General features: G+C 66.9%; 16 protein-coding genes. 10 read left to right on the forward strand and 6 right to left on the reverse strand.

The genetic code is table 11. The annotated features are described in order from the left end of the window. Positions 1-137: 137 nt before the first annotated feature. Positions 138-1,400, forward strand: coding sequence for a multidrug effflux MFS transporter (locus AC1RMY_RS13980; protein WP_492865378.1), 1,263 nt, complete (start codon positions 138-140; stop codon positions 1,398-1,400). A 205-nt stretch (positions 1,401-1,605) separates the two neighbouring features. Here the strand turns inward: AC1RMY_RS13980 and AC1RMY_RS13985 are convergent, their stop codons facing one another. Then, the gene (locus tag AC1RMY_RS13985; protein WP_492865380.1) at positions 1,606-1,815 is read right to left on the reverse strand and encodes a cold-shock protein; all 210 of its coding nucleotides are present in this window, start codon (positions 1,813-1,815) and stop codon (positions 1,606-1,608) included. Between the two features lie 220 nt (positions 1,816-2,035). Here AC1RMY_RS13985 and AC1RMY_RS13990 point away from each other — a divergent pair, with 220 nt between their 5' ends. Both AC1RMY_RS13990 and AC1RMY_RS13995 read left to right on the forward strand, forming a co-directional pair. Then, positions 2,036-2,722 (forward strand): fumarylacetoacetate hydrolase family protein, encoded by a 687-nt coding sequence (locus AC1RMY_RS13990; RefSeq protein ID WP_492865382.1) that lies wholly within the window; start codon positions 2,036-2,038, stop codon positions 2,720-2,722. Between the two features lie 117 nt (positions 2,723-2,839). Beyond that, positions 2,840-3,769: a dihydrodipicolinate synthase family protein gene (locus AC1RMY_RS13995; protein ID WP_492865384.1), complete on the forward strand. Its 930-nt coding sequence runs from the start codon at positions 2,840-2,842 to the stop codon at positions 3,767-3,769. A 92-nt stretch (positions 3,770-3,861) separates the two neighbouring features. Here AC1RMY_RS13995 and AC1RMY_RS14000 read toward each other — a convergent pair whose 3' ends face one another. Further along, positions 3,862-4,350 (reverse strand): copper chaperone PCu(A)C, encoded by a 489-nt coding sequence (locus AC1RMY_RS14000; protein WP_492865386.1) that lies wholly within the window; start codon positions 4,348-4,350, stop codon positions 3,862-3,864. A 97-nt stretch (positions 4,351-4,447) separates the two neighbouring features. Then, on the reverse strand, positions 4,448-4,837 hold the full coding sequence (locus AC1RMY_RS14005) for a hypothetical protein (protein WP_492865388.1): 390 nt from the start codon (positions 4,835-4,837) through the stop codon (positions 4,448-4,450). A gap of 455 nt (positions 4,838-5,292) precedes the next feature. On the opposite strand from AC1RMY_RS14005, the gene AC1RMY_RS14010 reads away from it, so the two are divergent. From AC1RMY_RS14010 to AC1RMY_RS14030, 5 genes are all read left to right on the forward strand, one after another. Next, positions 5,293-5,541 (forward strand): hypothetical protein, encoded by a 249-nt coding sequence (locus AC1RMY_RS14010; protein WP_492865389.1) that lies wholly within the window; start codon positions 5,293-5,295, stop codon positions 5,539-5,541. Between the two features lie 10 nt (positions 5,542-5,551). After that, positions 5,552-5,746 (forward strand): hypothetical protein, encoded by a 195-nt coding sequence (locus AC1RMY_RS14015; RefSeq protein ID WP_492865391.1) that lies wholly within the window; start codon positions 5,552-5,554, stop codon positions 5,744-5,746. A 7-nt stretch (positions 5,747-5,753) separates the two neighbouring features. After that, positions 5,754-6,863 carry a methionine ABC transporter ATP-binding protein gene (locus tag AC1RMY_RS14020; protein ID WP_492865393.1) on the forward strand — a complete coding sequence of 370 codons (1,110 nt, stop codon included), beginning with the start codon at positions 5,754-5,756 and terminating at the stop codon, positions 6,861-6,863. Further along, positions 6,853-7,533 (forward strand): methionine ABC transporter permease, encoded by a 681-nt coding sequence (locus tag AC1RMY_RS14025; protein WP_492865395.1) that lies wholly within the window; start codon positions 6,853-6,855, stop codon positions 7,531-7,533. Before AC1RMY_RS14020 ends, AC1RMY_RS14025 begins: the two co-directional genes overlap by 11 nt. A gap of 179 nt (positions 7,534-7,712) precedes the next feature. Beyond that, positions 7,713-8,513 carry a MetQ/NlpA family ABC transporter substrate-binding protein gene (locus AC1RMY_RS14030; protein ID WP_492865397.1) on the forward strand — a complete coding sequence of 267 codons (801 nt, stop codon included), beginning with the start codon at positions 7,713-7,715 and terminating at the stop codon, positions 8,511-8,513. Between the two features lie 81 nt (positions 8,514-8,594). On the opposite strand, the gene AC1RMY_RS14035 is transcribed toward AC1RMY_RS14030, so the two are convergent. Together AC1RMY_RS14035 and AC1RMY_RS14040 are read right to left on the reverse strand one after the other, a co-directional pair. After that, positions 8,595-10,796 carry an esterase-like activity of phytase family protein gene (locus AC1RMY_RS14035; RefSeq protein WP_492865399.1) on the reverse strand — a complete coding sequence of 734 codons (2,202 nt, stop codon included), beginning with the start codon at positions 10,794-10,796 and terminating at the stop codon, positions 8,595-8,597. 82 nt (positions 10,797-10,878) lie between these two features. Next, on the reverse strand, positions 10,879-11,310 hold the full coding sequence (locus tag AC1RMY_RS14040; protein ID WP_492865400.1) for a hypothetical protein: 432 nt from the start codon (positions 11,308-11,310) through the stop codon (positions 10,879-10,881). A 132-nt stretch (positions 11,311-11,442) separates the two neighbouring features. Between AC1RMY_RS14040 and AC1RMY_RS14045 the strand changes: the two genes are divergently transcribed. Then, positions 11,443-12,255: a helix-turn-helix domain-containing protein gene (locus tag AC1RMY_RS14045; protein ID WP_492865401.1), complete on the forward strand. Its 813-nt coding sequence runs from the start codon at positions 11,443-11,445 to the stop codon at positions 12,253-12,255. 86 nt (positions 12,256-12,341) lie between these two features. Next, the gene (locus AC1RMY_RS14050) at positions 12,342-12,533 is read left to right on the forward strand and encodes a CsbD family protein (RefSeq protein ID WP_492865403.1); all 192 of its coding nucleotides are present in this window, start codon (positions 12,342-12,344) and stop codon (positions 12,531-12,533) included. A gap of 57 nt (positions 12,534-12,590) precedes the next feature. On the opposite strand, the gene dnaJ is transcribed toward AC1RMY_RS14050, so the two are convergent. Beyond that, on the reverse strand, positions 12,591-13,721 hold the full coding sequence (gene dnaJ, locus AC1RMY_RS14055; protein ID WP_492865405.1) for a molecular chaperone DnaJ: 1,131 nt from the start codon (positions 13,719-13,721) through the stop codon (positions 12,591-12,593). Positions 13,722-13,864 lie beyond the last annotated feature (143 nt).

Consider the following 13,864-nt stretch of genomic DNA (forward strand, 5'->3'; position numbering starts at 1 on the left):
TTGGGATTGCGCGCTCGTGTCGTGCTGCCCACCAGGCGCATGGCGAGCCGCGGTCAGGTCGGGTTGTCCCGCGTTTCGCGGCAGTCTAGAGGCAGATCAGGGGCTTAACGACCATCCGTGTTCCTCCGCCAGGCGGAATGCGTGCCCGCAGACAGGCTGCCATGACCGACGCTTCCCATCCTGCCGGGCCCCGCCATGGCATGCGCTTTCGTTCCTTCGTGGCGCTCATGGCCGCGCTGATGGCGGCGAATGCGCTGGCGATCGATTCGATGCTGCCGGCGCTGCCACAGATGGCCGAGGCGCTCGGCATCGCCGAGGCGAATGAGCGGCAATGGATCATCACTGCCTATCTGCTCGGCTTCGGCACGGCGCAGATCATCTACGGCACATTGTCGGACCGTTTCGGACGCCGGCCCGTGCTCCTCTTCGGCCTCGTCGTCTATGTCGCGGCCAGCATCGCCGCTTCCTTCGCCGGCTCCTTCGAGACGATGATGGCGGCCCGAATCGTCCAGGGTATCGGCGCCGCCGCCACGCGCGTGCTCGTCGTCTCGATCGTGCGCGACTGCTATTCCGGCCGCGACATGGCCCGCGTCATGTCCCTGGCGATGATCGTCTTCCTGGCGGTGCCGATCCTGGCCCCCTCGATCGGCCAGGCGATCCTGCTTGTGGCGCCCTGGCGCTGGATCTTCGGCGCATTGGCGACCTTCGGCGCTCTGGTGATGCTCTGGGTTGTGCGCAGCCTGCCGGAGACGCAAGCCCCCGAGGATCGCAAGCCGATCGAAGTCTCGACGGTCGTCGCGGCCTTCCGCACGACGCTGACGACCCGGCTCGCCGTCGGCTACATGCTGGCGATGGCCTTCGTGCTCGGCGGGCTCTTCGGCTTCATCAATTCGGCCCAGCAGGTCTTTGTCGACGTTTTCCACTCGCCGGAGTGGTTCACGACGATCTTCGCGTTGATCGCGATGGGCATGGCGGCGGCCTCGCTGCTCAATTCGCGCATCGTCGTGCGGCTCGGCATGCGCCGGGTCTCGCATGGTGCGCTGCTGGCCTATATCGCGCTGACCGCGACCCATGCGCTGCTGGCTCTTTCGGGCCATGAATCGCTCTGGAGCTTCGCTCTCTTCCAGGCCGGCGCGATGTTCTGCTTCGGGCTTGTCGCGCCCAATTTCGGCGCCATGGCGATGGACCCGCTCGGCCATGTCGCCGGCACGGCATCCTCCGTGCAGGGCTTCGTCACCACGGTCGGCGGCGCGCTGCTCGGCTTCTATATCGGACAGCATTTCGACGGCACGGTCGTCCCGATCACGCTCGGCTTCGCGCTTTGCGGGCTCGTGGCGCTGGGGATCGTGCTGGTGGCGGAGAAGGGGCGCCTGTTCCGCCCGGCCGCCGGGCGAGCCTAGCGCGAGAACGCCAGGGTTGAGACGGTTCAGGTCGGTTTTGAATCTGGTGGCTCTGGTCCGAGCCTGGAGGGCGCCTTAGGCCCTCGACCGCCGCCATCGAGGCGACGGGCATGCCGGGAATCGTCTTCAGTCCGTATAGATCGATAGAGATTCGCATTGGCTCGGGAAGCGACGCCGCCGATCGGCCTCCCGTCTAGCTATAGGATCAAGCCGTCTTGAGATTGACGGCCGAGGACTTGCCGGTCTTGCGATCGGCCTCGAGATCGTAGCTGATCTTCTGGCCCTCGTTCAGGCCGCGCAGGCCCGAGCGCTCGACAGCGCTGATATGCACGAAGACATCGCTGCCGCCCTGGTCAGGCGTGATGAATCCGTAGCCCTTGGTCTCGTTGAACCACTTCACGGTACCCGTGCTCACGTGCTGTTCCTTCAGTCTCAGTTCAGGTCGGCTCATGCCGACCCGGCCCTACTCTATGAGGCAAATCGCCCAGGTTGCAATCACGCGCCGCACAACGGCGTTTTTGGACATGGTTTGGCATGCCAGGGGAGCAACGCCGCTCGCGAACTGGGGCCTTGCTCCGCGGCGCCGCCTCCCGCATGAACGACGGCGAAGAACCTGCCGCAGGAGAACCTCCGCCATGACGAATTATGTGATCGATCCGCCGGCCGTGACGGCCGTCCCGGTGGCGGGTGGCGGGCTCTTCCCGGTGCGGCGTGTCTTCTGCGTCGGCCGCAACTACGCCGAGCACACTCGCGAGATGGGCGGCGACCCCGATCGCGAGGAGCCGTTCTTCTTCACCAAGCCCGCCGATGCGCTGCTGATCAACGGCGCCGACATGCCCTATCCGACGAAGACCAAGGACCTGCATCACGAGATGGAGCTCGTCGTGGCGATCGGCACCGGCGGCAAGAACATCGCCGAGGCCGATGCGCTCAGCCATGTCTTTGGCTACGCCGCCGGCCTCGACATGACGCGTCGTGATCTGCAGGCCGCCGCCAAGAAGGCAGGCCGCCCCTGGGACATGGCCAAGGGCTTCGATTTCTCGGGACCGATCGGCGAGATCGCGCATGCCAGCCATATCGGGCATCCCAGCGCCGGCAAGATCGAACTCGTCGTCAACGGCGTGCCGCGCCAGAGCTCGGACCTCGCCAAGCAGATCTGGAACGTGCCGGAGACGATCGCCTATCTCTCGGGGCTGGTCGCGTTGGCGCCGGGCGACCTGATCTTCACCGGGACGCCCGAGGGTGTCGCTGCCGTTGTCTCGGGCGACGTGCTCGAAGGCGAGATCGCCGGCGTCGGCACCGTCCGCACCCGCATCGTCTGAGTCGCATGAATCTCCGCCGTCATCCCGGACAAGCGGCGAAGCCGCGCAGATCCGGGATGACGGTGAGGGTGTCGTCGACGTCAATTCCAAAAGCCATTCCAGCCCAAGGCCACGACCATGACCCTCACCCCCGACGCCTCCGGCGTCTTCCCGATCGCGCCGACGCCGTTCAATCCGGACGGCACGCTCGACTGGGCCTCGACCGAGAAGCTCTTTGCCTTCTATGACGAGATCGGCTCGGACGGCACGACCGTGCTCGGCATCATGGGCGAGGCGCCCAAGCTCGAGCCCGACGAGTCGCTCGGCATCGTCAAGCGCGCCGTCGCCGGCATGCCCGGCAAGCCGGTGATCGTCGGCGTCTCGGCGCCGGGCTTCGCCGCGATGCGCTCGCTCGCCCGCCAGTCGATGGAGCTCGGCGCCGCTGCGGTGATGATCGCGCCGCCGCCCTCCCTGCGGACCGACGACCAGATCACCGGCTATTACAGCCAGGCCGTCGAGGCGATCGGGACGGACATCCCCTTCGTGATCCAGGATTATCCGCTGACGCTCTCCGTCGTCATGACGCCGGCCGTGATCCGCAAGATCGTCACCGACAACCCTTCCTGCGTGATGCTGAAGCACGAGGACTGGCCGGGGCTCGAGAAGATCTCGACGCTGCGCAAGTTTCAGGCGGAGGGCTCGCTGCGCCCGATCTCGATCCTCACCGGCAATGGCGGGCTCTTCCTCGATTTCGAAATGGAGCGCGGCGCCGACGGCGCGATGACGGGCTATGCCTTCCCCGAATTGCTGATCGACGTCGTGAAGCTGCAGAAGGCCGGCAAGCGCGACGAGGCCCATGACATCTTCGACGCGCATCTGCCGCTGATGCGCTATGAGCAGCAGCAGGGCGTCGGCCTTGCCGTGCGCAAATACACCCTGATGAAGCGCGGCATCCTGAAGAGCGAGGCCCAGCGCAAGCCGGGCTCGGCGATCAGCGCTGCGGCACGGGCCGAGGTCGATTATCTGCTGGCGCGCGTCGCGAAGACCGATCCGCGCGCGAAGGTCTGAGCGCCACGTCATTCTCGGGCGCCGCAAAGCGGCGACCCGAGAATCTCCCGAATGGGATGCTCGGGATAAGCCCGAGATGACGGCAACGGCCCTCAATGCCCCTTATGGCTGCCCTGATCGGTGCTGCTGCGGGCGCCGACGGCCTCGACCTTGAACTCGACCTCGACGGAGCCGGCCTTCTCGAAGGTCAGGCTGCTCTTGATGCTCTCGCCCTGCTTGAGCGGCTGCTTCAGCTCCATGAACATGATGTGATAGCCGCCGGGCTTGAACTCGACCTTGCTGCCGGGCGCGATCGCGACGCCGCTGTCGAGCGGCCGCATCGTCATCACGCCATTGGTCACGGCCATCTCGTGGATTTCGGTGCGGCCGGCAATCGCGGGCGCGGAGACCGAAACCAGCCTGTCGGCCGTCGCCCCGGTGTTCTCGATCACGAGATAGCCGCCGCCGACCTTGGCGCCGCCGGGCGTGGCGCGGCTCCAGGGGTGATCGATCTTGAGGGGGCCTGCCTTGTAGTCATGGGCGAAGGCCGTGCCGCCCAGCGACATGGCGAGTGCAAGGGCGGTGAGAATGGATTTTGTCATGGCGATGTCCTGATCGGAATGGCGCGTCACAGCGCCTGAACGTGTGGAAGGCTCCCGCTGCGGTCGATGTTGGGCAGCGGCCTGCGGCTGGCGAAGCTCAGAACTGCTGGCGGACGGACGCAGGCGGGCCACGCGATGGCGGCAGGCCGAGAGCGGCCAGAGGCGCGTCTACGCTGCCGCGGGGGACATCCGCCACGGCATGGACCGAGGCCCTGACGAGGGCGGTGGGAACGGCTTGCGGCGGCGCTGCTAGAATCGGATTGACCGGGCAGCCCTTGCAATGGGCCGCCTCACCCGCGGGCTCGGGCGCGTCCGGCCCCGGCGGCGTCAGCCCTGAGCAGAGCAGGGCGCCGTCGAGCGGGGCTAGGGCGGAGGCAGGTGAAGGCGCCAGCCCGGAAGCGAGAACCGCCAGCGCATAGACGACCGCCAGCCAAGCTCCGAGGGCGGAGCGGCGCAGGCCTCCCAGTAAAGGTGTCTCGGCCGTCATCCGCGCAGATGGCCCGCAGCGCGCGGCAGCGTCAAGCGGCGCTTCCGTCGCAGGGGCGATCTCGTTGGACGGAGAATATTGTTCTCATCGGGCCGCCGCTTCGGCCAGGCCAGCCTCTGTAGTGGTGTTTCTTTAAAAGAACGATCGAGTTGACAAACAGGACGGCGCACGCCAGATTGCAACCTGTCATTCGGTCTTGCCGAAAGGCCGCGGGGATTTGAGCGAGCAGCTTGCGCCGCGTCACCAAACGCTAAAGCGCCACGACGCGGTCGTGGGCTCCACTCGACAGGAGACGAACATGATCGATGCGATCTCGCGTCAGGCTGACCTGCTTCCCCTCTGCGACGGCTGCTGTTGTCGATCCTGATCTTGGCCTGAAGCTCGCCTTCGCGCGGCTTCGCAAACCAGTTCCAGCAGATGTCCGGATACGCTGCAGGAGCGGCGGGAGCAGAACCATGACCGCATTTCACCAGAGCAACGCCGGGCCGGCGCCGGGCCCGCAGGCCTATATCATCGAGATCGGCGAAACCCAGGCCGGGCTCGTCACCCGGCGCGGCGACGAGCGCTATTTCACCTTCATCGCCGCCTCTTCGGCCTTCAATGCCATCGAGGGCCATCGCTTCGCCTCGCCGAGCGCAGCCGAGCTCGCGGCCCGGCAACTCGCCGCGCCTCGCCGCCGCGGCGCCGCCCGGCTGGCCGCGTGAGGTGGCGGCCGTGAACGCCCTCAAGCATCTCTGGCTTCGCCTCGCCGACTGGTTCGCCGAGGCGGTTCCGGCCTTCGCATCCGGACCGCGCGAGCGCGACCCGGTTCAGCAGGCCGAGGCCGAGGAGGCGCGCCGGATATCCATTCGCGAGGTCACGCTCGAGCAACTGGGCCTTGCCCATTGGTCCTGCCACACGCATTTCTGAGGTCATGATGAACGCCCCAGTGAAGCCCGACGCCTTTCGCGTCGGCACCGGCCCGTTGCCGGATCCCATCCCACCGATCATCCGCTTCGAGCAGATCGGCAAAACCTATGCCGGCCGCGGCGCGCAGGGCGCCGTCACGGCGCTGTCGGGCATCGATCTCGATGTGCCGAAGGGCGCCATCGTCGGTGTCATCGGGCGCTCCGGCGCCGGCAAGTCGACCCTGATCCGCCTGGTAAACGGGCTCGAGCGCGCCACGGCCGGCCGCCTGCTGATCGATGGCGAGGACGTCACCGGCCTCTCCGAGGCCGGCTGGCGGACGCGCCGCCGCGCCACCGGCATGATCTTCCAGCATTTCAACCTGCTCTCGTCGCGCACGGTGTTCGACAATGTCGCCCTGCCGCTCGAGATTGCGGGGACGACGAAGGTAGAGATCGAGGAACGGGTGGCGCGCCTGCTCGATCTGGTCGGCCTCGCCGACAAGCGCGGGCGCTATCCGGCCGAGCTTTCCGGCGGCCAGAAGCAGCGCGTCGGCATCGCCCGCGCCCTCGCCACCGATCCGAAGGTCCTGCTCTGCGACGAGGCGACCTCGGCGCTCGACCCCGAGACGACGAAGTCGATCCTGGCCCTGCTGAAGCAGGTCAACCGCGATCTCGGCATCACCATCCTGCTGATCACCCATGAGATCCCGGTCATCAAGGAGATCTGCGACCGGGTCGCGGTGATCGAGGACGGCGCGATCGTCGAGGAGGGTGATGTCTTCTCGGTGCTGACGCGTCCGCAGCATCCGACCACGTCGCGTTTCGTCGAGGCGGTGACTGGCGTCGAACTACCGGCCTATCTCGCCGAGCGCATCCGGGCGCAGGGTCGCCCCGGTGACGACACGGTGCTGCGCATCACCTTCACCGGCGAGAACGCGACAGCCCCCGTCATCAGCCGGCTGAGTTCGACCATTGGCGTCGACGTCAACATCCTCGCCGGGCGCATCGACGCCATCGCCGGCAAGCCCTTCGGCAGCCTTCTGGTCTCCGTGCCGACGCGTGAGCCGGAACTGGCGGCCGTGCTCGGCGCGCTCAATAGCCTCGAACTCAAGGCGGAGGTCATCGGCCATGTTTCCTGAGATCATCTCGCCCCAGATCGCGGCGCTGATCCTGCAGGCGACGCTCGACACGCTGCAGATGGTCGCGGTCGCCGCCGGCCTCGGTACGTTGTTCGGCTTGCCGCTCGGCGTCTTCCTCGCCACCAGCAAGCGCGGCGAGCTCTTCGCGGCGCCGTTCACCAACGTGGTGCTCGGCACGCTGGTCAACGCCACGCGCTCGACGCCCTTCATCATCCTCGTCGTCGCGATCATCCCCTTCACCCGCCTGCTCGCGGGAACCTCGATCGGCACGAATGCCGCGATCGTGCCGTTGACGGTGGCCGCGACGCCCTTCATCGCCCGCCTGATCGAGGGGGCCATCCGCGAAGTCGACCAGGGCCTGGTCGAGGCAGCCCGCTCGATGGGCGCGACGCCTTTGCAGATCGTCCGCAAGGTGCTGGTGCCGGAGGCGCTTCCCGCTATCGCGCTGGGTCTCACGCTCGCCGTCGTCAGCCTGATCGGCTTCTCCGCCATGGTCGGTGCGGTCGGTGGCGGCGGGCTCGGCGATCTCGGCATCCGCTACGGCTACCAGCGCTTCATGCCCGAGGTCATGGCAGCCGTCGTCGCCGTCCTGATCGTCCTGGTCCAGACCGTCCAGACCGCCGGCGACCATCTCGCCCGCCGGCTAAACAAGCGCCTGCGCCACGCCTGAACACCGTCACTCCAGCCCATACTCAGCCCTCATCCTGAGGAGCGCTGCTAGGGCGCGCATCTCGAAGGATGGTCCAGGAGGCTCCGGAGATTCACTGGAGCATCCTTCGAGACGCCGCGTGCCGCGGCTCCTCAGGATGAGGGCTGAGATCAATCCGACCCGACCCACAGGAGCCTACCATGCCCACCATCACCCGCCGCGCCGCGCTCGCCGCGTCTGCCGCCCTCGCGCTCAGCCTCGCCGTTCCCGTCCTCGCCCAGACGCCGCAGGTCCTCCGCGTCGGCGTCTCGCCCGGCCCGCATGCCGAGATCCTCGAGAAGGTGAAGCCGCTTCTCGCCGCCAAGGGCATCGATCTCAAGATCATCGAGTTCTCCGACTATGTCGTGCCGAACCAGGCGCTCGATGCCGGCGAGCTGGAGGCTAATTCCTTCCAGAACCAGCCCTATCTCGACAATCAGGTGAAGGATCGCGGCTTCAAGATCGTCAGCGTCGGCCTGACGGTGAACTTCCCGCTCGGCATCTATTCGTCCAAGTACAAGAGCTGGGCAGAGGTGCCGGACGGGGCCACCATCGCCATCCAGAACGACCCGACCAATGGCGGCCGCTCGCTGCTGCTGCTGCAGGACAAGGGCGTGATCAAGCTGAAGGACGGCGTCGGCTTCAAGCCGAGCCCGGCCGACATCGTCGCGAACCCGAAGAAGCTGAAGATCATCGAGGTCGAGGCGGCCCAGACCCCGCGCACCCTGGCCGATGTCGCGGCCGCCGCGATCAACACCAACTACGCAGTTGACGCCAAGATCGAGCCGACCTCGGCGATCCTGCGCGAGGACCCGAAGGGGCCTTACGTCAACCTGATCGCCGTGCGGACGGCGGACAAGGACAAGCCCTGGGTCAAGACGCTGGTCGAGACCTACCACACGCCGGAGATCAAGGCGTTCGTCGCCGAGCGCTTCAAGGGGAGCGTCCTCGCCGGCTGGTAACCTTCCTCCCCACCTGGCCTCGTCGTGGTCAGGCGACTGCCCCGGATGCCTCGGCATCCGGGGCTTTTTGTTCGTCGCCGCTCAGTTCGCGATCCTGCCGAGCGCCAGGAACTGCGTCTCGCCGGAGTTGTCGTCGACGCCGTCATTATCGGTGACGACGAAGAGGTTGCCGGCCTTGTCGACCGTCATCCCTTCGACCTTCTCGATGCCGTAGCCGCCGGTCTTCATCAGATTCGGCGTCAGGTCGCGCAGGACTGTCTTCTCCACCATCGGGACCGTCGCCGCACCGATTGCAGCCGGCACCAGTCCCTTGACCGAGAAGGTCGCCAGCGTCTTGGCAGCCTTGGCTCCGAAGAGGTTGTCGCGCTCGATCACGGCGAAGCGGTCATTGCCGAGCGCAACCAGCTCCGACAGGCCCATCCAGGCCCCGCTCGCCGGCGTGCTCAGCGGATAGTGCAGCACGCCCCAGGTCTTGGCCGCCGGCTTGTAGCTCAGGATCTTGGCCTTGCCTTTCGGATCGTCCTTCCACTCGCGCTGCACCGCGAGCCAGGCCGTCTCGTCAGCGCCTTCGCCAGTGACGGTGACGCCTTCGAAGCCGAAGCGGGTCGCTTGCGCCTCGAGCGCCTCGGGAAGATGGATCTCCTCCTCGACCGCGCCGGCCGCCGTCACGCGCAGCAGGATATTGCGCGTGGGCTTCTCCCTGTTTTCCGGATTGCCTTCCGAAGCGAGCCAGAAGCCGCCAGCCGGCCGCGTCGCGATGCCTTCGAGGTCGTAGGCGGCAGGCTTGCCATCCTTCGTCACGGTGATCGCGCCGGTGATCCTCGCGGGTGCCTGCGTCGCGTCGATCTCGAGGATGCGCGAGGGCTGATAGGCATTGTCCGCGACCGCGAAGAGCCGGCCCGGCGTCGCGGGATGCGCGGCGAGCCCCGATAGCGCGCCCCAGCCGATCGGCGCGCCATCGATATCGCCCGAGACGATGGTCGGATAGGTGGCCGGGGCCTCGCTACGCCGGTAGATCGTCACGGCCGAGCGCGCGCCGCCCTTCTCGCCGACATCGGTTTCGGATGCCGAGACGAAGAGATTGCGCTGCGGGATCGCCAGCAGGCCTTCCGGCCCGATGCCGCCCGGCAGGGCCTGGAGATAGCGCGGCGCGCGGCCCGGGCCCTCGTCCTTGTAGACCAGCACGAGCGAGGCGCGCTCCAGCCCGACGAAGATCAGCCGGTCGCTTCCGTAAGTTCCGACCTCGATGCCCTCCGGCTCGCTGCCCTTGGCGGCGGAACGGCGCTCGGGGTAATGGCCGTGGCGCATCGCGATGTGGTCGACCTGCGAGCCTGAATCGAATTCGATCGTCCCATCCTTGCGGAAGATGGTGAAACCGCGCGAGCCGCCCTTCCAGTCGCCCTCATTGGCGGTGACGAAGCGGTCATTGTCGAGCCAGCGCACGGCGTCGGGCTCGCGCGCCACGCCCTTCAACTCCTCGGTGGCCTTGATCTGGCCGTCGCGGGTCTTGTCGATGGTCGTAAGATCGACCGCGCCGGCACTGAAATGCGTGACGATCTTGCCGGTATTCGTGTCGATGACGACGATGTGGTTGTTCTCCTGCAGCGTCACCACGGCGAGGCCGTCCTGGTTGACGTCGACGAATTCCGGCTCGGGATCGGTCGGCTCGACGCCGGCGATGCCGGTGACGTCGACGATCTGGCGCGAGGCGCAGTCGATGGCGCCGTCCTTGATACCGATCAGCGTGACGTTGCCGGCGGGCAGCTGCGGCAGCGCGCCCTTGTTCAGCTTCTCGTCGCGCTCGTTCTCGATCGCGATGACGATCTTGCTCTTGTCCTTGCTGAGCGTCACCGAATCCGGCTGGCCGCCGAGATCGCAGGTCGCCACCACCGCCTTGCTCTTGAGATCGACGGTGGCGAGATGGCCCGTAGGCTCCTTGAGGTTCTCGCCGGAGGTGACGACCGCCACGAAGGCCTTGTCGCCGAGGATGGTGACCGAGGTGGATTCACCGCCCAGCGGCACGAAGCCGGCGGCCTTCGGTATCTCCGGCGCCGTGATGTCGACGAGGCCGAGCGCCTTCTGCTCGGCATCGGTATAGGCGAGCAGCGTGCCGTCTTCATTGGCGGCGATGATCTCGGCGACGGTCTTCTTCGAGGCATCCCGGTCGGCCGGCAGATTGAGCGGGACCGAGAAGGTCGCGATGCGGTTGAACATCGGCTCCGCCATGGCGGTACCGCTCAACAGCAGGCAGGTGAAGGCGGCGAGGACAAGGGGCTGGCGCATCGGGAGAGGCCTTTTGCCGGAAGCACGGAGATGGAATGTGCTTCCGGCTATGGCTACCAGATGACGGTTGCATGACGAAGCGTCAGAGAATCCGGTGCCGGTTCCGTGCCTGCGGCAGGCCGATCGTGGCGGACCGCTTCAGCCCGATCACCTCGAGCTCGGTGACGGCGGCGACTGCCGCGGCCTGCGCCAGCACGAAGGCGATGCCGAATCCCGTCGGTGCGAACCATCCCGTCAGCAGGATGGCGACGCTGTCGGCGATCCAGATCAGGTTGACGCCGATCACGGTGAAGACGGCGAGGCGCGGCAGCGCTTCGCGGCTGGCGAACCAGGCGAGGATGGCCGCGCAAGGCAGGAGCACGAGCCCCGCGCCGCGCAGAAAACTCTCGGGCAAGCCGAACCATCCGGAAAGCGGCGCGGCAGCGATCGCAAGCAGCAGCCCCGTGCCGGCGCAGGCGGCGGCATCGAGGGCAAGCGCATTCCGCAGGAAGCGCGAGGACTGGATCATGAGCATGGTCGTCTCCTAGGTTGGGAGGCCGCCGGGAGGCGCCTCTGCCGTCGATGGAGGCCATGCTGACGGGATCGTGCCGGGTAGTCGATTAAGCGGGAGGTAATTGGAGCGGGGCCGCCCGCTAAGTTCATCCGCATGAACAGGCATCACCACCCCGCCATCGGCCATCTCATCCGCGACTGGCGGCAACTGCGCCGGCTCAGTCAGCTCGACCTGGCGCTCGAGGCGGAGATTTCCCAGAAACATCTCTCCTTCGTCGAGAGTGGCCGTTCGCAGCCGAGTCGCGACATGGTCCTGCTGTTGGCCGAGCATCTCGGCGTGCCTCTGCGCGAGCGCAACGCGTTGCTCCTCGCTGCCGGCTACGCGCCGGTCTATCTGGAGCGCGCGCTGGAGGATCCGGGTCTCCAAGCCGCCAAATCGGCGATCGATCTTGTCCTGAAAGGGCACGAGCCCTATCCGGCGCTCGCGGTCGACCGCCATTGGACATTGCTGGCGGCCAATGCGGCGGTCACACCTTTGCTCGCCCTCGTCGCCGATCCCGATCTGCTGCGCCCGCCCGTGAACGTGCTAAGGCTTTCGCTGCATCCCGAAGGACTCGCGCCCGCCATTGTCAATCTGGGGGAATGGCGTTCGCATCTCGTCGCGCGCCTTCGCCAGCAGATCAGGGCGACGGCCGACTCCGTGCTGGCGGATCTGCTGGCCGAGCTTCTGACCTATCCCGTTCCCGGCACATCGAGCCGGAAGGGACATGGGCCCGCGCCTGCAGAGGAGCCTGCGATCGTGGTTCCGCTGAGGCTGCGGGTCGGTGATGCCACGCTGTCCTTCATCTCAACGACGACGGTCTTCGGCACGCCCGTCGACATCACCTTGTCGGAGCTCGCGCTGGAGACCTTCTTCCCGGCCGATATGGAGACGGCTCAGGCCCTGCGTGCGATGGCCGAGGCCTGAATTTCTTTTGGAACCTTCCACGGGCCTGCTGGTTTCCTCGTCACAAGCCGCAAGGCGGTACGAAATTCACCAGAAGGATCAAGACGATGGGTAGCACCATGGACAAGGTCAAGGGTATGGCCAACGAGGCCGCCGGCAACGTCAAGCAGGCCGCCGGCAAGGCGCTGAACAAGCCCGAGCTCGAGGCCGAGGGCTTCGCTCAGGAGCGCAAGGGCGAAGCCCAGCAGGCGCTCGGCAAGGGCAAGGACGCCATCAAGAAGGTGGTCGACAAGGCCTGATCCCGATCAGAGCCTGACCAAGAACGGGTCGCCGTAAGGCGGCTCGTTTTTTTGTGCTCAGGCCGAGCCGCCGATGCCTCCGAGGAAGTCCTTGACCCGTCCGAAGAAGCCCGCCGCTTCCGGATGGGTCGCGCCGGAGCTCTCGCGCTCGAACTCCTGCAGCAGTTCGCGCTGGCGTGGCGTCAGCTTCTGCGGCGTCTCGACCACGACCTGGATGTAGAGATCGCCGACTTCGCGCGAACGCAGGACGCTCATGCCCTTCCCCTTTAGCCGGAACTGCTTGCCCGTCTGCGTGCCTTCGGGGATCTTCACCCGCGCCTGCTCGCCGGTCAGCGTCGGCACCTCGATCTCGCCGCCGAGAGCGGCCGAGGTCAGGCCGAGCGGCACGCGGCAGAACAGGTCGGCGCCGTCGCGCTGGAAGATCGCGTGCGGCCTGATCGAGAGGAAGATGTAGAGATCGCCCGCAGGGCCGCCGCGCAGGCCGGCCTCGCCCTCGCCGGCGAGCCGGATGCGCGTGCCGTCTTCGACGCCGGCCGGGATGTTGACCGAGAGCGTGCGCTCGCGCGTGACGCGGCCGGCGCCCTGGCAGTTCTTGCAGGGGTCGTCGATGATCTCGCCGCGGCCCGAGCATGTCGGGCAGGTCCGCTCCACCGAGAAGAAGCCCTGATTGGCGCGCACCTTGCCGTGGCCGCCGCAGGTCGGGCATTGCCGCGACTTCGAGCCAGGCTTGGCGCCCGTGCCGGAGCAGACTTCGCAGGCGATGGAGGTCGGCACGCGGATCGAGGCGTTCTTGCCGGCGAAGGCGTCCTCCAGCCCGATTTCGAGGTTGTAGCGCAGGTCGGCGCCGCGCTCGCGGCCGTTGGCGCTGCGCGGCCCGCCGCGGCGCGCATCGCCGAAGAAGGAATCGAAGATGTCCGACATGAAGTCGGAGAAATCGGGGTTGCCGCCACCCCCGCTGCCATTCTCGAAGGCCTGATGGCCATAACGGTCATAGGCACCACGCTTCTGGCCGTCCGAGAGCACCTGATAGGCCTCGTTCAGCTCCTTGAACTTGGCCTCCGCCGCAGTATCGCCGGGATGACGGTCGGGGTGGCAGCCCATGGCGAGCTTGCGGAAGGCGCTTTTCAGCTCCGCATCGTTGGCCGTCCTGGAGACGCCGAGGATTTCGTAATAGTCGCGCTTGGACATCAAACAGCGGCCCCTTCGTTCCCTTCGGCCTCATGGCGGGGCCAAGCCCGGCCATGAGGCGCGCAGGAACGAGAATGTTGTCTTCACGACGCAATCCCGGAATGGAATGGCCGGGTCAAGCCCGGCCATGATGTCGTCGTGTG

The sequence above is a fragment of the Allobosea sp. GW822-FHT03F07 genome (genome assembly GCF_058801345.1).